General features: G+C 64.2%; 19 protein-coding genes. 12 read left to right on the top strand and 7 right to left on the bottom strand.

From position 1 onward, the window contains the following. Positions 1-73: 73 nt before the first annotated feature. Positions 74-955 (top strand): DMT family transporter, encoded by an 882-nt coding sequence (locus RAC97_RS11765; RefSeq protein ID WP_375099455.1) that lies wholly within the window; start codon positions 74-76, stop codon positions 953-955. A gap of 12 nt (positions 956-967) precedes the next feature. Here the strand turns inward: RAC97_RS11765 and RAC97_RS11760 are convergent, their stop codons facing one another. Continuing rightward, entirely contained in the window at positions 968-1,843 is an 876-nt protein-coding gene (locus RAC97_RS11760) for a DMT family transporter (RefSeq protein WP_375099454.1), read from the bottom strand. A 310-nt stretch (positions 1,844-2,153) separates the two neighbouring features. On the opposite strand from RAC97_RS11760, the gene aceK reads away from it, so the two are divergent. Beyond that, on the top strand, positions 2,154-3,869 hold the full coding sequence (gene aceK, locus RAC97_RS11755; RefSeq protein WP_375099453.1) for a bifunctional isocitrate dehydrogenase kinase/phosphatase: 1,716 nt from the start codon (positions 2,154-2,156) through the stop codon (positions 3,867-3,869). Between the two features lie 93 nt (positions 3,870-3,962). On the opposite strand, the gene RAC97_RS11750 is transcribed toward aceK, so the two are convergent. Further along, positions 3,963-4,823, bottom strand: coding sequence for a DUF6279 family lipoprotein (locus RAC97_RS11750; RefSeq protein WP_375099452.1), 861 nt, complete (start codon positions 4,821-4,823; stop codon positions 3,963-3,965). 107 nt (positions 4,824-4,930) lie between these two features. Here RAC97_RS11750 and RAC97_RS11745 point away from each other — a divergent pair, with 107 nt between their 5' ends. Next, entirely contained in the window at positions 4,931-5,767 is an 837-nt protein-coding gene (locus tag RAC97_RS11745) for a S1 RNA-binding domain-containing protein (protein WP_375099451.1), read from the top strand. 1 nt (position 5,768) lies between these two features. Here RAC97_RS11745 and RAC97_RS11740 read toward each other — a convergent pair whose 3' ends face one another. Beyond that, positions 5,769-6,149, bottom strand: a complete 381-nt coding sequence (locus tag RAC97_RS11740; protein WP_375099450.1) for a hypothetical protein — start codon at positions 6,147-6,149, stop codon at positions 5,769-5,771. Positions 6,150-6,327: 178 nt separating this feature from the next. Between RAC97_RS11740 and RAC97_RS11735 the strand changes: the two genes are divergently transcribed. The 3 genes from RAC97_RS11735 (at position 6,328) to def (ending at position 8,137) form a co-directional block, all read left to right on the top strand. Further along, positions 6,328-6,507, top strand: coding sequence for a CsbD family protein (locus RAC97_RS11735; protein WP_375099449.1), 180 nt, complete (start codon positions 6,328-6,330; stop codon positions 6,505-6,507). Positions 6,508-6,635: 128 nt separating this feature from the next. Continuing rightward, positions 6,636-7,601, top strand: a complete 966-nt coding sequence (locus RAC97_RS11730; RefSeq protein WP_375099448.1) for a YihY/virulence factor BrkB family protein — start codon at positions 6,636-6,638, stop codon at positions 7,599-7,601. Further along, positions 7,598-8,137 carry a peptide deformylase gene (gene def, locus RAC97_RS11725; RefSeq protein ID WP_375099447.1) on the top strand — a complete coding sequence of 180 codons (540 nt, stop codon included), beginning with the start codon at positions 7,598-7,600 and terminating at the stop codon, positions 8,135-8,137. Before RAC97_RS11730 ends, def begins: the two co-directional genes overlap by 4 nt. On the opposite strand, the gene RAC97_RS11720 is transcribed toward def, so the two are convergent. Further along, the gene (locus tag RAC97_RS11720; RefSeq protein WP_375099446.1) at positions 8,089-8,541 is read right to left on the bottom strand and encodes a GNAT family N-acetyltransferase; all 453 of its coding nucleotides are present in this window, start codon (positions 8,539-8,541) and stop codon (positions 8,089-8,091) included. The two genes, def and RAC97_RS11720, sit on opposite strands and share 49 nt — an antisense overlap. Before the next feature lie 220 nt (positions 8,542-8,761). Here RAC97_RS11720 and RAC97_RS11715 point away from each other — a divergent pair, with 220 nt between their 5' ends. Continuing rightward, positions 8,762-9,028, top strand: a complete 267-nt coding sequence (locus tag RAC97_RS11715) for a DUF2790 domain-containing protein (RefSeq protein ID WP_375099445.1) — start codon at positions 8,762-8,764, stop codon at positions 9,026-9,028. 68 nt (positions 9,029-9,096) lie between these two features. Here the strand turns inward: RAC97_RS11715 and RAC97_RS11710 are convergent, their stop codons facing one another. Next, positions 9,097-10,443, bottom strand: coding sequence for a PLP-dependent aminotransferase family protein (locus RAC97_RS11710; RefSeq protein ID WP_375099444.1), 1,347 nt, complete (start codon positions 10,441-10,443; stop codon positions 9,097-9,099). Between the two features lie 91 nt (positions 10,444-10,534). On the opposite strand from RAC97_RS11710, the gene RAC97_RS11705 reads away from it, so the two are divergent. From RAC97_RS11705 to RAC97_RS11690, 4 genes are all read left to right on the top strand, one after another. Then, a complete protein-coding gene (locus tag RAC97_RS11705) occupies positions 10,535-11,488 on the top strand; it encodes a threonine dehydratase (protein WP_375099443.1) in 954 nt (317 codons plus the stop codon). Between the two features lie 127 nt (positions 11,489-11,615). After that, positions 11,616-12,041 (top strand): YybH family protein, encoded by a 426-nt coding sequence (locus tag RAC97_RS11700; protein WP_375099442.1) that lies wholly within the window; start codon positions 11,616-11,618, stop codon positions 12,039-12,041. Between the two features lie 48 nt (positions 12,042-12,089). Further along, entirely contained in the window at positions 12,090-12,434 is a 345-nt protein-coding gene (locus tag RAC97_RS11695) for a YciI family protein (protein ID WP_375099441.1), read from the top strand. 78 nt (positions 12,435-12,512) lie between these two features. Further along, a complete protein-coding gene (locus RAC97_RS11690; RefSeq protein WP_375099440.1) occupies positions 12,513-13,751 on the top strand; it encodes an RNA polymerase sigma factor in 1,239 nt (412 codons plus the stop codon). A 9-nt stretch (positions 13,752-13,760) separates the two neighbouring features. Here the strand turns inward: RAC97_RS11690 and RAC97_RS11685 are convergent, their stop codons facing one another. Together RAC97_RS11685 and RAC97_RS11680 are read right to left on the bottom strand one after the other, a co-directional pair. After that, a complete protein-coding gene (locus RAC97_RS11685; RefSeq protein ID WP_008098003.1) occupies positions 13,761-14,231 on the bottom strand; it encodes a MaoC family dehydratase in 471 nt (156 codons plus the stop codon). Positions 14,232-14,263: 32 nt separating this feature from the next. Further along, positions 14,264-15,208, bottom strand: a complete 945-nt coding sequence (locus RAC97_RS11680) for an alpha/beta hydrolase (RefSeq protein ID WP_375099439.1) — start codon at positions 15,206-15,208, stop codon at positions 14,264-14,266. Between the two features lie 235 nt (positions 15,209-15,443). Between RAC97_RS11680 and fadD2 the strand changes: the two genes are divergently transcribed. After that, complete coding sequence (fadD2, locus tag RAC97_RS11675; protein WP_375099438.1) at positions 15,444-17,132, top strand: long-chain-fatty-acid--CoA ligase FadD2; 1,689 nt, start codon at positions 15,444-15,446, stop codon at positions 17,130-17,132. Positions 17,133-17,151 lie beyond the last annotated feature (19 nt).

Raw genomic sequence — 17,151 nt, 5'->3', positions numbered from 1 at the left:
CGGCATTTCCCTCGCACTTTCCTCGCGACCCGTCCGCCGTTCGGCTCATTTGCCAAACAACAGGTGGCAATACATGTCTGTCTTTTCCAAAGCATCCGTGGCCTCGGCGGCCACTACCAGCCTGTTCGTCCTGCTGTGGAGCAGCGGGGCGATCGTCTCCAAGCTCGGCCTGACCCAGGCCAGCCCCTTTGCGTTTCTCTTGTTGCGCTCGTTGCTGGCGCTCGGCGGCCTGCTGCTGCTCGCCCCCTTGCTCGGGCTGCGCTGGCCCAGGCGGCGCGATGCCATCTTGCAAGCGCTGGCGACCGGGGCGGTGCTGCTGGGCGCCTACCAGATCTTCTACCTGCTGGCGCTCGATACCCAGGTCACCCCAGGCGTCATGGCTACGGTCATGGGTGTGCAACCGATCCTCACCGTGGCCCTGATGGAGCGCCAGCGTTCCTGGAGCCGTCTGTTCGGCCTGGGGCTCGGGCTGGCCGGGTTGGTCATGGTGGTGTACCAGGGCATCAACCTGGGCGGGGTGTCCTTGGTCGGAATGCTGTTCGCCCTGCTGGCGCTCGCCAGCATGACCTGTGGTTCGATCATGCAGAAACGCATTGCCGACAACCCCATGGGGACCTTGCCGTTGCAGTACCTGGCAGGCTTTGTGATGTGCGCGCTGTTCGCGCCGTGGCAGCCGCTGCACGTACAGTGGACTGGCAGCTTCGTCGCCGTGCTGTTGTGGATGGGGCTGGTGGTGTCGCTGTTGGCCACGCTGCTGCTGTACCGGCTGATCGCGCGGGGCAACCTGGTCAATGTCACCAGCCTGTTCTACCTGGTGCCGGCGGTGACGGCGGTGATGGACTTCCTTATCTTCGGCAACCGCCTGGCACCGCTGAGCCTGCTGGGCATGGGGCTGATCGTGGTAGGGCTGTTGTTCGTATTTCGCAAGCCGATGCTCAAGACAGCTGATGCCTGAGCAACGCGGTTTTCAGCGACGCGCGGGACGCAGCACCAACCACAGCGCCACGCCAATCATCAACCCGCCATACAGGTGCGCCATCGACAGCGGCTCGTCCAGCAGCCAGGCGCCCCACAGCACCCCGAACACGGGAATCAGGAAGGTGGTGGTACTGGCCTTGATCGGCCCGATCTCGGCCAGCAGGCGGAAATACAGGATGTAGGCGAACGCGGTGCAAACAAGGCCCAGGCCCAGCAACGACAGCCACACCTGCCAGCCACCCCAGCTGGCAGGCGGCTGGGCCAGGGCGCTCCAGGCGAACAGTGGGGTCATCATCAGGGTGGCGCCGAGCATGCTGCCCAGGGCTGACAGGCGGCTGTCCAGGTCGCTGACCCAACGTCGCGCCAGGAACCCGGCCAAGCCATAGCAGGTGGTCGCCGCCAGACACGACAGCGCGCCCTGCAGCAGTGCCAGATCCAGCGCCACCGGGCCTGCGCCACTGAGAATGCCGACCCCGAACAGGCCGAGGAAGATGCCGCACAGCTTGGGCAGGGTCATCGCCTCGCGAAAGAACAGCGCGCCGATCAGTACGCCCATCAGCGGCGTGGTGGCGTTGAAGATCGCCGAGTAGCCAGCCGGCAGCACCTGGGCGGCCACCGAATAGAAGGTGGCCGGTATGCCCGAGTTGATCATCCCCAGCAGCAGGCAGGCCCCGAGCTTGCCGTTGAAGTCCCAGCGCACTCGGGCTGCCGCGATGATGGCCACCAGCCCCAGGCAGGCGATCGACACACGGAAGAACGCCGTCGGCACCGTGCCCAGTACCGGGGCGATGATGCGCATGAACAGGAAACTCGCCCCCCAGACAGCGGCGAGGGTCAGCAGGCGGGTGAGGGCGATGGGGCTCACATGATTCTCCGGCAGGGGGCAGGGGCGCGAGTTTACGTGAGCGGCGGGACCAACGCCTGTTGTTTCTTGTGAAGTCATTCGCGGGGGATCACCGTTCTCATAAGACGCGAGAAATCTGTGGGAGCGGGTTCACCCGCGAACACCGGCGATGCCGGTGCCATACACCGCGGTGTTCTCTTCGCGGGTAAACCCGCTCCCACACGAATCGCGCAAACCCTGTGGCTCGGAACAGACGGTTACGCCGTTCGAGCCTGCGAGTTGCCGGGATCGGACTAAGCTCAGCCGTTATACCCTGCGCAGAGACCACCGTATGACCCAGCCCTGGCCCGCTGCCGCCATCGCCCGGATGATCCTCGATGGCTTCGACAATTACCGCGAGCACTTCCGCCAGATCACCCTGGGCGCCCGCCAGCGCTTCGAGCAGGCGCAGTGGCAGGCGATACAGCAGGCGGCGGCAGCGCGTATCAACCTGTACGAAGAGAAGGTCGCCGAGGTCAATGGTTGGTTGCGCGACAGTTTCGAGCAGGCCGTGCTGCTGGATGTCGAGCAGTGGCCGCTGGTCAAGAGCGCCTATATCCACCTGATCGACCCGCGCCTGGACGACGAGCTGTCCGAGACCTGGTACAACTCGCTGTTCTGCAGCCTGTTCAGCCACGACCAGATCAGCGATGGCTGCATGTTCATCCACACCACCCGCCCGGCCATGCGTGGCCGCGAGCGCGCCGCGCAGACCCGGACCTACAGCGCCCGGGGCGGCCTCGATGCGCTGCTGCGGGCGATGCTCGCCGACTATCCGTTCTCGGTGCCCTGCGGCGATCTGGAAGGCGACCTGGCGCGCCTGGAGCTGCAACTGCGCGATTGCCTGCCCGACTGGGTGTGCAAGGACCCGGCGCTGGCGGTGGAGTTGTTCGTGCCGGTGCTGTACCGCAACAAAGGCGCCTACCTGGTCGGCCGCCTGCATACCCAGGACGAGCAGTGGCCGCTGGTGATCCCGCTGTTGCACCGCGAAGGCCATGGTATCGAGGCCGATGGCGTGATTACCGACGAGGCCGAGGTGTCGATCATCTTCTCTTTCACCCGTTCGTACTTCATGGTCGATGTCCCGGTGCCGGCGGAGTTCGTCAACTTTCTCAAGCGCATCCTGCCGGGCAAGCACATCGCCGAGCTGTACACCTCCATTGGTTTCTACAAGCATGGCAAGTCGGAGTTCTACCGCGCGTTGATCAACCACCTGGCCAGTACCGACGACCGCTTCATCATGGCCCCTGGAGTGCGCGGCATGGTCATGAGCGTGTTCACCCTGCCGGGCTTCAATACCGTGTTCAAGATCATCAAGGACCGTTTCTCGCCCTCCAAGACGGTGGACCGCGCCACGGTGATCGAGAAATACCGCCTGGTGAAAAGCGTCGATCGCGTCGGGCGCATGGCCGATACCCAGGAGTTCGCCGACTTTCGCTTTCCTCGTGCCAAGTTCGATCCCGAATGCCTGGCCGAGCTGCTGGAGGTGGCACCGTCCACGGTGGCCTTGGAAGGCGACACGGTGCTGGTGCGTCACTGCTGGACCGAACGGCGCATGACCCCGCTCAACCTGTACCTGGAGCAGGCCAGCGAAGCCCAGGTGCTAGAGGCGCTGGAGGACTACGGCCTGGCGATCAAGCAGTTGGCGGCGGCGAATATCTTTCCCGGCGACATGCTGCTGAAGAACTTCGGTGTCACCCGCCATGGCCGGGTGGTGTTCTACGACTATGACGAAATCAGTTTCCTCACCGAGGTGAACTTCCGGCACATTCCGCCGCCGCGCTACCCGGAGGACGAGATGTCCGGCGAGCCGTGGTACTCGATCGGGCCGCTGGACGTGTTTCCCGAGGAATTCCCGCCGTTTCTGTTTGCCGATATCGGCCAGCGCCGGTTGTTCAGCCGCTTGCATGGGGAGCTGTACGATGCCGGTTACTGGCAGGGGTTGCAGGAGAAGATCCGGGAAGGGAAGGTGATCGACGTGTTTCCGTATCGGCGCAAGGGGCGGTAATCGTACAAACCGCTTCGCGGGCAAGCCCGCTCTCACAGGGGCCTCGCGCTACCGGTAGGCGCAGGCTTGCCCGCGAAGAATCCACAGCAGGTGTCAGCTTCTAAGGCACTTCAACTCGCTGAAGTCGCTACGCACCTTGGCCAGGCGTTGTTGCAGGAACTGGCGCTGGGCCGGGCTGCTTTCATGCATCAAGTCCACCAGCAGGCTGCGGGCCTCGCGCTCGGTGTTCTGGAAGGCAATGCGGTATTCCGGAGTCCAAAGGCTTTCCTTGCGCTGCAGCAACTGCGCCAGGCGTGGCTCGAAGCTCGGTGTGTCACGCTGGTCCATCACCAGCAGCAGTTGTTGCTGCCAGTGGGCGCGGTTGGCGATCCATTGGCGGTTCTGCTCTCCCAGGGCCTGGGACCAGGTCATCACCCGCAGGCGCTGGGTGGCATTGAGCTCGCCGAACCAAGTGGCGAGGCGTTTTTCCATGCGCGTGGCGCGCGCTTCGATCTGCTTGGGCAGCGGGGTGTCGACGTACTCCTTGCGGCGCTCGGCGATATCCTCGTCGAAAGCCTGGCGCATCTCCTCTACCTGGGCCTGGCTCATGCCGCGCAGCAATTCGGTTGCCGAAGGGGTGATGGCTTCGGTCACCCGGCCAATGGCCTCGCGTGCCTCGGCGGTGCGTTGCTGCAAGGCCTGGTCGGTGACGGCGTTGTTGGCCACCATCGCCTGCACCTGGTCGAGCCAGTCGAGGTAGCCGGGCAGCTGGGTCTTGCAGTGCCAGGCCAGGTGCTGCTTCAGCCGTTCGTCGAGCAAGGCCCGCTGTTCGCGGTTCATGTCCAGGTAGTCGCCCAGCGACCACGGCACGAGGCGGTCGAGGTTGCGATAGGCCAGGTCGATACGGCTGCAAGCCGACAGGGTCAGGGCGAAGGCCAGTGCGAGAAGCAGCGACTGTAGCAGGCGAAATGGCATGCGCGAATCCTTGCTGGAATGTGCCAGGCAATAGACGCAGGTTGGGCGCGGTGGTTCCTGGCCGGTTGAGGTGTAGAATAGCCGCCTTGTCTCGAGGAACATCGGAAATGGCTCTGCTTGGGCGTTACAACAGTTTGCAAATCGTTAAACACGTGGAATTCGGCCTGTACCTGGATGGCGGCGCCGACGGCGAGATCCTCTTGCCACGGCGCTACTTCCCCAAGGACGCGGCCCTGGAGCTGGACGACTGGCTCAACGTGTTCGTCTACCTCGACAGCGAAGACCAACTGATCGCCACCACCGAGAAACCGAAGATGCAGGTGGGCGAGTTCGCCAGCCTCAAGGTCAAGGACATCAACGGTGCCGGCATCTTCCTCGACTGGGGGCTGTCCAAGGACCTGCTGATGCCGTACTCGGAAGAGTCGCGGCCCCTGAAGATCGGCGAGTACTGCGTGGTCCATGCCTACCTGGACAAACGTACCCGGCGCATTACCGCCACCGCGCGCCTGGACCGCTACCTGGACCGTACCCCGGTCGACTACAAGGTCGGTCAGCCGGTCGAGCTGCTGGTGGCAGGCGAAACGCCGCTGGGCTTCAAGGCCATCATCAACAACCGCCACTGGGGCCTGATCCACAAGAACGAGGTGTTCAAGTTCCTGCGTTCGGGCATGCACGAGAAGGGGTTCATCAAGGAACTGCGCGCCGACGGCAAGATCGCCTTGAGCCTGCAGCCGGTGGGCCAGGCCCTTGCCGACGGGCTGCACGAGCAGATCATGGCGCGCCTGGAGGCAGCCGGTGGGGTGCTGCCGGTGTGCGACAAGAGCGACCCAGCGGTCATCAGCCAGATGTTCAACGTCAGCAAGGGTAACTTCAAGAAGGCCATTGGCGCGTTGTTCAAGCAGGGCCGCATCGTCATCCATGACGACCGTATCGAGAAGGCCTGAATCAGGCCTGCACGAAGGTACTGAAATCCAGCTGCTCGCCGCCTGGGCGGGTGTCGCGCAGCAGTGAATCGCGGTCGGCGCTCAGGGCCAGGCTGATGGTCGAGCGGCGCTTGCCGGGGTGGCGTATTTCCATCTGCTCCTGGTGCGCGCGAAGGAAGTTGACCGGCACTTTCAGGTGCTGCAGTTCGTCGGTTTCCGGGGTGTGCAGCAGCAGGTTGACCCAGTCGGGCTGGCCCTTGCGCAGCAGCGCTGCGGGCACTTCGAACCACCACAGGTTGCGCTTCTTGTCGAGAATGGCGAACAGGGTGTTGTCGCGGTCGAGCACCGGCCGTGCCAGCGCCTGGTTGCGGCGGGCGATGGCGGTGGGTTTGTCGAGTTTCATGCAGGTTCCTGCGAGTTGACGCTGGGGTAAGGCCCGCCATTGTGCGGGGCGCGCAGGCGCCGGGCAAGCCGGGGTGCCGTTCGGCAGTGGTATTTGAAATGTTTGAAACTCCTGCAGTGGGGCAGCGGTCGACTTTTTGTCGACACGGATCTACGTGTCTCGCCTTAGGAGAACTCCCATGAGTGGCACTAAAGACAAAATCAAAGGCATGGCCAATGAAGCGGTGGGCAACGTCAAGCAAGGCGTCGGCAAGGCCACCGACAACGAGCGTCTGCGCGCCGAGGGCGAGATGCAGGAGCGCAAGGGCGAAGCCCAGCAGATCAAGGGCAAAGTGAAAGATGCATTGAAAAAGCCTTGATCGGCGCTTGAACAAGGCGGCCCCCAGGAGGGGCCGTTGTTTTTTCCGCTCTATCCAGGGAGCAGTACGTTACTGCCGTGGTCTATTAGACTTGCAACCACGATGATCAAGCGGCGAAAGGAGACGCTATGATTCTTCCCCACCTGCGCGGCCTGCCACTGCACCGCGTGCTGGTGCGCACCGTCAGCGAATTTCTCGACGACGAGATGTCCACCTATGCCTCCGCGCTGGCCTACCAGATGCTGTTCTCGCTGTTCCCCTTCCTATTGTTCCTGATTGCCCTGATTGGCTTCCTGCACTTGCCCGACTTCTTCTCCTGGCTGCGCCTGCAGTCCGAACTGGTGCTGCCGCCGCAGGCGCTGGAGCAGGTGAACCCGGTGATCGACCAGTTGCAGCAGTCCAAGGGCGGGTTGCTGTCGGTGGGTATCGTCATCGCCCTGTGGACTGCCTCGGCCGGTGTGCGGCTGATGATGAGCGCGATGAATGCCGCCTATGATGTTCCCGAGGGGCGCCCGGTGTGGAAGCGCATCCCGCTGTCGATCTTCTACACGGTCGGCATTGCCGGCATGCTGTTGGCGGCGGCTGCGCTGATGGTGCTGGGTCCACAGGTGATGGAATGGATCGCTTCGCAGATCGGCATGCAGGAGGTGATCGTCACGGTGTGGACCATCCTGCGCTGGCCGGCGATCATCATCCTGATGATGGTGGCGGTGGCGTTGATCTACTACGTAATGCCCGATGTGAAGCAGAAATTCCGCTTCATTACCCCAGGCTCGGTGCTGGCGGTGGTGGTGTGGATCATCGCCTCGCTGGCCTTTGGTTACTACGTGAAGACCTTCGCCGACTACAACGCCATGTACGGCAGCATCGGGGCAATCATCGTGCTGCTGCTGTATTTCTATATTTCTGCCGCCGTGCTATTGCTGGGCGCGGAGATGAATGCCGTGATCGAGCACATGTCGGCCGAGGGCAAGGACCCTGGCGAGAAAGATTTCGCCGGTGAAAAGCCCAAGGACACCATCACTGTGCTGGGGCATGAGCATCCTGTAGAACCAGAGCCCGAGCCCCAGACACGCGAGCCGAACCCCAGATGATCCGTGACATTCTCAAAATGGGCGATGAGCGCCTGTTGCGCATTGCCCAGCCGGTGCCCGAGCGCATGCTCGGCAGCGCCGAATTGCAGCAATTGATCGACGACATGTTCGAGACCATGGCCCACGTGGGTGGCGTAGGCCTGGCCGCACCGCAGATCGGCATCGACCTGCAACTGGTGATCTTTGGTTTCGAGCGCAGCGAGCGCTATCCGGATGCCGAGCCGGTGCCGCGTACCATCCTGCTCAACCCGGTCATCACGCCTTTGTCTGATGAGGTCGAGGATGGCTGGGAAGGCTGCCTGTCGGTGCCTGGCCTGCGCGGCGTGGTGCCGCGCTACAAGCACATCCGCTACGACGGCGTGGACCCCCAGGGCAACCCGATCAATCGCTTTGCCGACGACTTCCACGCTCGTGTCGTGCAGCATGAGTGCGACCACTTGATCGGCCGCCTTTACCCCTCGCGCATCAAGGACTTCGCCAAGTTCGGCTACACCGACGTGCTGTTCCCCGGCTTGGACCCCAACAGCGACGACTGACCCCGCACCATCGCCACCAGGGCCTTGCCACGCCGATACCGCGCCAGCCGCGAGGCCAGCTCGCCGGGCAGTGCCTCGGTGCAGGCAAAGCCGCGGCGTTGATAGAAGCCTTGCAGGTCCGGGTGGCAGAACAGCCAGGTCGGGCCGCAGCTGTGGGCCAGGGCGGCCTCCAGCAACTCACCGGCAATGCCGCGACCGCGCCAGTCAGGGGCGGTGAACAGCCCGGTCAGCCAGTGACCTTCTGCGACGGCGCTAAGGTTCAAGGCTCCCACCAGCGCATCGGCACGAGCCACCCACTGTACGCCCTCGGCAGCCGGGCGCATGCGCGAGCCATGCTCACGGTAGAAATGGGTCAGCACGCGACGTTGCGTGCCTTCCAGCAGGCTGTATTGGGGGCTGTTCATAGGGCGGCTTTGTCGCAGATTGTTGCAAAACTGGCAAGGGTGAATATCCGACTGTGGGGTTCAAGTATTCCAGGGCAGGCGTAGAATTTTGCGTATCCCTTCCGCAGTTAGGTGAAGCGGGATCGGTGCTTCGTGTCATCGCCGTTCGATGACAACTTCTCCGCGCCAGGATGGCATAGAAGTCAATCGACGAGTTTGACTGCCTAGAAGGCCCACCTAAATGAAACCACTCCTGATACTTGCCTTGGTCGGTATGTCGTCGTTCGCCTTCGCGAACCAGGCTGCCGCATCGACACAAACCACTTCCAGCCAGCCGGTCGTGCAGTACGAGTACGGCATGAAATTGGATATCAAGCGGGTCATCAACCTTTCCGGCGTTCCCGAAACCTGCCAGGTAGAGCCGGCCACCATGACCTATGAAGACCATCAGGGTCAGGTGCACACGCTCCAGTACCGCGTCATGGGCGAAGGTTGCAACCAGGGTTGATCGCTTGGTGCGTCGGTAACGGCCTCGTCACGGCCTTGTCCGCGGCGAGGCCGTCACCAACGGGACCCTCACCGTGCATCCAGCACCGCGCTCACCACCTCCAAACCGTGCTTGAGCTGAGCCCGGCTGTCCGCCGCCGATAGGCTGATGCGCACGGCCTGCACTTCATTGGCACCCACCGCGAACACGCTGGCAGGCACCACCTCCACCCCACGCGCGCGACAACCGGCGACCACCGCTTCGGCGCTACCCGGCGTGGCCACCCAGGCATGCGGCGATGGCTCGCCGCTGCCGATCAGCGCGCCGCCCAACACCCGCCGCGCCAGTTTCCAACGCTCCCCAACTTGCTCACGCTGCCAAGCCAGGCGCCGCGCCGCCGTGCCATCGGCGAGCCATTGGCCGGCGACCTGCAGGTTCAAGGGGGAGACCGACCAGTGGGTAGCCCGGGCGTGCGGGTCGATCTGTTCGAGCACGGCCTGCGGGGCGACGATCCAACCCAGGCGCAGCCCGGCGGCGACGGTCTTGGACAAACTGGTGACCAATACCCCGTGGCCATCGAGCAGCGGGTAAAGCGCAGGGTGCTGGCTCAACGCACCGTACACATCGTCCTCGATTACCCGCAGGCCGTGACGCTTGACCACTTCGGCGATGGCTTGGCGGCGTTGCGCATCCATGCTGGCGCCGGTGGGGTTGTGCAGGGTGGGCGTGGTCACCAGCACGCGTGCGCCGCTGGCCCGCGCTACCCGGTCCAGCTCGTCCGGACGCAGGCCTTGTGCATCGAGGGCCACGCCATGCACCGGCAGGCGCAGCTGGCGGCAGGCGGCCTTGATGCCGGGCGCGGCCAAGGCCTCCAGCATGACCGGCTCGCCCGCCTGGCACAGCGACTGCAAAACCGTCGCCAGGGCCTGCTGCGCTGCGCTGCACAGCAACAGTTCGTCGGGCGATAGCGTCAGGCCACGCTGGGCCAGCCAGCGCGCGCCGTGGACGCGGCCAAGCAGCAGATCGGCCGGCCGCAGGTAATGGTCGAGCAGGGCGCTGGGGTTACCCTCGAGCACGTGTTCAAGGCTATGGCGCAGGTCGAGGTTATGCGGGTCGGCCACGGGTACGTTGGTGGACAAGTCGATGACCGTACCCGACGGGTCATGCTGCTTGAGGTGAAACAAGGTCGCCTCCTGGCTGCTGGCCAGCACATAGGTGCCGCGGCCCACTTCGCCTGCCACCAGGTGCCGGGCGGCGGCTTCACGGTAGGCCTGCTGGGTGGTGCTGGGGTTCAGGCCGAGCTTCCAGGCCAGGCGGCGCTGTGGCGGCAGACGCTCACCGACCTTGAGCTCGCCCCGTTCGATGGCGTTGGCGATGGCTTCGACCAGGGCCAGGTAGCGCGGCTGGTCGTCATCCGGCAGGTTGGGAATCCACATGCAATTGCTGCCCATGCAATATAAGGTTTTACCCATACAATGCCCGGCGCTTAGGATCGGTTCAATCACCCTCGACGAAGGATTGACCGCCATGTTCGACTTGTCCGCCCTGCGCGAAGCCGCTGCCTTCGTGCATCAGCATGTTCCCGCCACCCCACAGCGCGCCTGGCCGCTGCTGGCCGAGCAGTTGGGCTGCGAGGTGTGGGTCAAGCATGAGAACCACGCACCGACTGGCGCCTTCAAGGTGCGCGGCGGCCTGCTGTACGTGCGTTCGTTGCTGGCCAGCGGCGAGCCGCCACGGGGGCTGGTTACCGCTACCCGGGGCAACCATGGCCAGAGCATGGCTCTCGCCGCGCGCCAGGCAGGCCTGCCGTTGATCATCGTGGTGCCGGAGGGCAACTCGCGAGAAAAGAACGCCGCCATGCGCGCCCTTGGTGCCGAGCTGGTAGAGCACGGCGTGGATTTCGACGTGGCCCGCGAGTTCGCCGGGCGGCTCGCCCAGGAGCGCGGCTACCTGATGGTGCCGTCGTTCCACCCGGAGCTGGTGCGCGGGGTGGCCACCTATGCGTTGGAGCTGTTCGAGGCAGTGGCCGACCTCGATTGCGTCTATGTACCTATCGGCATGGGCTCGGGCATCTGTGGGCTGATCCAGGCCCGCAACCTGCTTGGGCTGCGCACCGAGATCGTCGGCGTGGTGTCGACCCAGGCCGATGCCTATGCACAAAGCATCGAGCAAGGACGCATCGTCACCACCGCCACCGCCGACACCTTTGCCGACGGCATGGCCTGCCGCGTGCCGCACCCCGATGCCTTCGAAATGGTGCGCGAGCACGCGGCACGTATCGTGCGGGTCGGTGATGAAGAAATCGCCAGCGCCATGCGCCTGTATCACGAGGCTACCCACAACACCGCCGAAGGCGCGGGCGCGGCGGCGTTGGCGGCGCTCATGCAAGAGCGCCGGCGTCAGGTCGGCAAGCGCGTGGGGGTGGTGCTCAGTGGGGCGAACGTTGACCGTGAACGATATGCGCGGGTGTTGTTGGGGTAGGGCGGTCGAAGACTCCCACCCAAAAAATTTTTGCGGCGTGTCGATTTCCTCTTTCCCCCATCGACCATTGAGTGAAGGCGCCGGACACACCGGCGCCCACCTTTGCTGAGCGACTGAGGAACATCCCATGAGCACTGCCGCCGAAACCGAAATTCGCCAATTGATCGAGCGCTGGGTACTCGCGGTGCGCGAGCGAGACCTGGATGGCATCGCTGCGCCCTACGCCGACGACATCGTCGCCTTCGATGCCATCCAGGAGCTGCAATTCAAGGGCAAGGCCGCCTACCGCGAGCACTGGGAAATGTGCATGGGCTTTTGCACCGGGCCCATGGTCTTCGAAGTGGCGCAACTGACCGTGCATGCCGACGGCGACCTGGCCTTGGCGCACTGGCTCAACCGCTGCGGCCCGGGCGACGACGACAGCCAGTGCGGCTTCATGCGCGCCACCGTGGGCTATCGTCGTAAAGCCGGGCAATGGCAGGTGATCCATGAGCATTGGTCGGCGCCGTTCGACATGCAAACCCAGAAGGCATTGTTCGACCTCAAGCCTTGAGCGCACCGCTCATCGGCAAACGCCCCTTTCCCTGCGCTGGAGACGACCATGAAATACCTGTGCCTGGTCTATTGTGACGAGGGGCTGCTGCATAGCCTGCCCGACAGCCCTGAAGATGCAGAATGCATGGCCTACGCCGAATCCATCCACCGCTCCGGGCGAATGCTTGCCGCCGAGGCGCTCAAGCCGGTGCAGACTGCCACCACCGTGCGTGTGCGCAGCGGCCAGATGAGCCTGACCGACGGCCCGTTCGCCGAGACCAAGGAGCAGTTGGCCGGCTTCTACCTGGTCGATGCCCGCGACCTCAACGAGGCGCTGAACATCGCCCGGGGTATTCCGGCGGCGCGGGTCGGCAGCGTCGAAGTGCGGCCGGTGCGTGAACTGCAACCCTGACAGGCGGAGAGCCGTGAGCATGTGCGTTCCACCCTTTGCGATGCAGGGCAAGCGCCTGGCCCCTGGGGGGCCAGGCTGATGGTCGACGCCGCCCAGGTACGCGCTCAGGTCGAGGTGGTATACCGCCGCGACTCCCGACGCATCCTGGCGACATTGATTCGCCTGCTGGGCGACTTCGACCTCGCCGAGGAGGCCTTGCACGAGGCCTTCTTCGTCGCCGTCGAGCGTTGGCAGCGCGATGGCATGCCTGACAACCCCCGGGCCTGGTTGGTATCAACGGGCCGCTTCAAGGCCATCGACACCTTGCGCCGGCGCGCCCGTTTCGACCGCTCCCAGGCGGACCTCGCCATGCTGCTCGACGGCCAGGCACAGGATCCCAGCGAAGAAGAGCTGCTGGCCGACGACCGCCTGCGCTTGATCTTCACCTGCTGCCACCCGGCCTTGGCCGCCGATGCGCAGGTGCCGCTGACCCTGCGCGAGGTCTGCGACCTGACCACCGAGCAGATCGCCCGCGCCTTCCTGCAACAGCCCTCGACCATCGCCCAGCGCATCGTGCGGGCCAAAGCGAAGATCCGCGATGCACGCATTCCCTATCAGGTGCCGAGCTTGAGCGAGCTGCCCGAGCGCCTGCAAAGCGTGTTGCGGGTGATCTACCTGGTGTTCAACGAGGGCTACTCGGCTTCGTCGGGCGAAGCGCTGGTGCAGGGCGAGTTGTGTGACGAGGCTATCCGCCTGGGGCGCTTGCTGGCGCAGTTGCTGCCGGAGCCCGAGGTGCTCGGCCTGCTTGCGTTGATGCTGCTGCAGGCTTCTCGGCTCAAGGCGCGTAGCGACGAACAAGGCGAGCTGGTGGTGCTTGACCGGCAGGATCGCAGCGTATGGGACCGGTCGCAGATCGAAGAGGGCTGCCAGCTGGTGCGCCAGGCGCTGGGGACCGGGAGCATCGGTATCTACAGCCTGCAGGCCGCGATCGCGGCGGTGCATGCCGAGGCAGCGAGCAGCGAGGCGACCGACTGGAATGAAATCGTCGGGCTGTACGCGGTGTTGCAGCGACACTGGCCGTCGCCAGTGGTGGAACTCAACCTTGCCGCTGCGCTGGCCAAGCGCGACGGGCCGGCGGCGGGGCTGCAGATGATCGAGGCAATATTGGCGCGGGGGGAGTTACACGATTATCACCTGGCCCATGCCGCCCGTGCCGAACTGCATCGGCAACTGGGCAACACGCAACAGGCGCGCGAGGCCTGGCAGCAGGCGCTGGTACTGACCCGGCAGGGGCCGGAGCGGCGGCATATCGAGCGCTGCCTGCGCGAATTGGGGTGAGTTGTTACCTCAGCTGGCAACGAAGTTCGGCGGCGACACCAGCTCGACGGTCTGCTGCTTGCGCGGCGCCAGGATCTCGGCCTCGCCTTCGACCACCAGCTCGTCGTTCTGGTTGTACACGTTGGTGGCGATACGCACCTTGAACTTGGGCAGCTTCTCGAGGATTTCCAGGCGCACGGTCAGGGTGTCGCCGATCTTCACCGGCTTCTGGAAGCTCATTTTCTGACCCAGGTAGATGGTGCCCGGCCCAGGCAGGGTGCAGGCTACCGCCGCGCTGATCAATGCACCGCTGAACATGCCGTGGGCGATACGCTCGCGGAACATGCTCTTGGCAGCGAACTCGGCGTCCAGGTGCACCGGGTTGTGGTCACCGGACATGGCGGCGAACAGCTGGATGTCGCGCTCTTCCACGGACTTTTCGTAGCTGGCCGTCTGGCCGACTTCGAGGGCTTCGTAAGGGGTGTTGGTGACCTGGGTCATCGAGGCTTCCTTAAAGGGGGCGAGGGCATCGATCATTCGCTGCGGGCGGGGCGGCCAAGGGCCAGCGCCTGCTCCAGCCAGCCGATGATATCGGCGGTGACCTCGTCGCGGTTGGTTTCGTTGAGCACTTCGTGGCGCGCATCAGGATACACGCGCAACTGCACGTGGCGGTTGCCGGTCGCGCGCAGGGCGTCGGCCAGGTGGGTGAGACGCTTGCCGGCACTCACCGGATCACATTCGCCACCGATTACCAGCATCGGCAGGTTCGGGTCGATCTGCGCCAGGTGCCTGGGCTGGCTTATTTGCGCCAGGCCCTGAAGCAGGTCGAGCCACAGCTGGTTGCTGCAACGAAAGCCGCACAGTGGGTCGTTGACGTAAAGGTCGACCTCGTCGGGATCGCGGCTGAGCCAGTCGAAGGCCGTGCGGTTGGGCCTGAAGGCCTTGTTGAACGAGCCGAACGACAGCCACTCGATCAGTGCGCTCTTGCCTAGCTTGCCCTGGCGCCAGGCTTCCAGGCGGGCGATCAGCCGGGCCGCACGATACAGCGCCGCCGGTTGGAAGTTGGAGCCGCTGAAGATGGCCCCTTGCAGGCTGGCGCTGTGGTGCAACAGGTAGGCCTGGGCGATGTAGCTGCCCATGCTGTGGCCAAACAGGAACAGCGGCGTGCCGGGGAATAGCTGGCCAATGTGCTGGGCCAGCAGGCCCAGGTCGTTGACCACGGTACTCCAGCCCTGCTCCCGGGCGAACAGGCCCAGGCTGCCCAGTTCGGCGGTACGCCCATGGCCGCGCAAATCCGGGGCGAACAAGGCGAAACCGGCAGCGTTCAGGGCATGGCCCAGGCGCCGGTAGCGGCCCGCATGTTCGGCCATGCCATGGGCCAGCAACACCACCGCCTTGACCGGTTGCTCAGGCAACCACTGGTGGACATACAGGCTGCAATGCTCGCTGGCAGGCAGCCAGAAGGCGTCGTGGGGCATGGCGGATCCTTTGCGCACGGGTTTGAGCACAGTGTATGCACAATGACCGGGATTGCAGGAAGTGAACAAATAAGATTCACAATGTTAATGGCAGCCCTTGGCGTATTTGCCGCCCCTGACTTAACTGCTAACGTCGGCTGAACGTCCTTTTGCCATCAGGCGAACGGATCAAGGACACGGGCAGCGCCCTCGCAAGAGGGATCAACAGCAGGTCCAGGCAGAGGAACAATAATAAATGCAAGCCGAATTCTGGAATGACAAACGCCCGGCGGGCGTTCCCTCCACGATAGACATCAATGCTTACAAATCCGTGGTCGAGGTATTCGAGCGCTCCTGCAAGCGCTTTGCCGATCGCCCGGCGTTCAGCAACCTGGGGGTAACCCTCACCTACACGGACCTTGAGCGCCACTCGGCGGCTTTCGCCGCCTGGCTCCAGCAACACACCGACCTGGCACCCGGCGATCGCATCGCGGTACAGATGCCCAATGTGCTGCAATACCCCATCGCGGTATTCGGCGCGCTGCGCGCCGGGCTGATCGTGGTCAATACCAACCCGCTGTACACCGAGCGCGAGATGCGCCACCAGTTCAAGGACTCCGGCGCCCGTGCCCTGGTCTACCTGAACATGTTCGGCAACCGTGTGCAGCAGGTGTTGCCCGATACCGATATCGAATACCTGATCGAAGCGAAGATGGGCGACCTGTTGCCGACGGCCAAGGGCTGGCTGGTGAACACGGTGGTCGACAAGGTCAAGAAGATGGTCCCAGCCTACCGGTTGCCCCAGGCGGTGCCGTTCAAGCAGGTGCTGCGCCAAGGCCGCGAACTGACTCACAAGGCGGTGCCGCGCAGCCTCGAAGACATCGCCGTGCTGCAATACACCGGCGGCACCACGGGCTTGGCCAAGGGCGCCATGCTCACCCATGGCAATCTGGTGGCGAACATGCTCCAGGTGCTGGCCTGCTTCGCCCAGCACGGCCCGGACGGGCAGGCGCTGATCAAGGAAGGGCAGGAGGTGATGATCGCGCCGCTGCCGCTTTACCACATCTACGCCTTCACCGCGAACTGCATGTGCATGATGGTCACCGGCAACCACAACGTGCTCATTACCAACCCCCGTGATATCCCTGGCTTCATCAAGGAGCTGGGCAAGTGGCAGTTCTCCGCGTTGCTGGGGCTGAACACGCTGTTCGTCGCGCTGATGGACCACCCTGGCTTCAAGTCTCTGGATTTCTCGGCGCTCAAGGTCACCAACTCCGGCGGCACCGCGTTGGTCAAGGCCACCGCCGAGCGCTGGGAGAGCCTCACCGGCTGTCGTATCGTCGAGGGCTACGGGCTGACCGAGACCTCGCCGGTGGCCAGCACCAACCCCTATGGCGAGCTGGCGCGCCTGGGCACGGTGGGTATCCCGGTGGTCGGCACCGCGTTCAAGGTGACCGACGACGACGGCAACGACCTGCCGCTGGGCGAGCGCGGCGAGCTGTGCATCAAGGGCCCGCAGGTAATGAAGGGCTACTGGCAGCAGCCAGAGGCCACCGCCCAGGCGCTGGATGCCGAAGGCTGGTTCAAGACCGGCGATATCGCGGTGATCGAGCCGGACGGCTTTACCCGCATCGTCGACCGCAAGAAGGACATGATCATCGTCTCGGGCTTCAACGTGTATCCCAACGAGATCGAGGAGGTGGTGATGAGCCACCCGCAGGTGGCCAACTGCGCGGCCATCGGTGTGCCAGACGAGCGCTCTGGCGAGGCGGTCAAGCTGTTCGTCGTGCCTCGTGAGGGCGACCTCAGCGTCGATGAGCTCAAGGCCTTCTGCAAAGCCAACTTCACCGGCTACAAGGTACCCAAGCACATCGTGTTGCGCGAGTCGTTGCCGATGACGCCGGTGGGCAAGATCCTGCGGCGAGAGTTGCGCGACATCGCCTGATCGTAGAAATGGCGCAGCC

Source organism: Pseudomonas sp. LS_2, assembly GCF_042709235.1.
GTDB lineage: Bacteria > Pseudomonadota > Gammaproteobacteria > Pseudomonadales > Pseudomonadaceae > Aquipseudomonas.
This window is presented reverse-complemented; position numbering and strand designations above follow the sequence as displayed.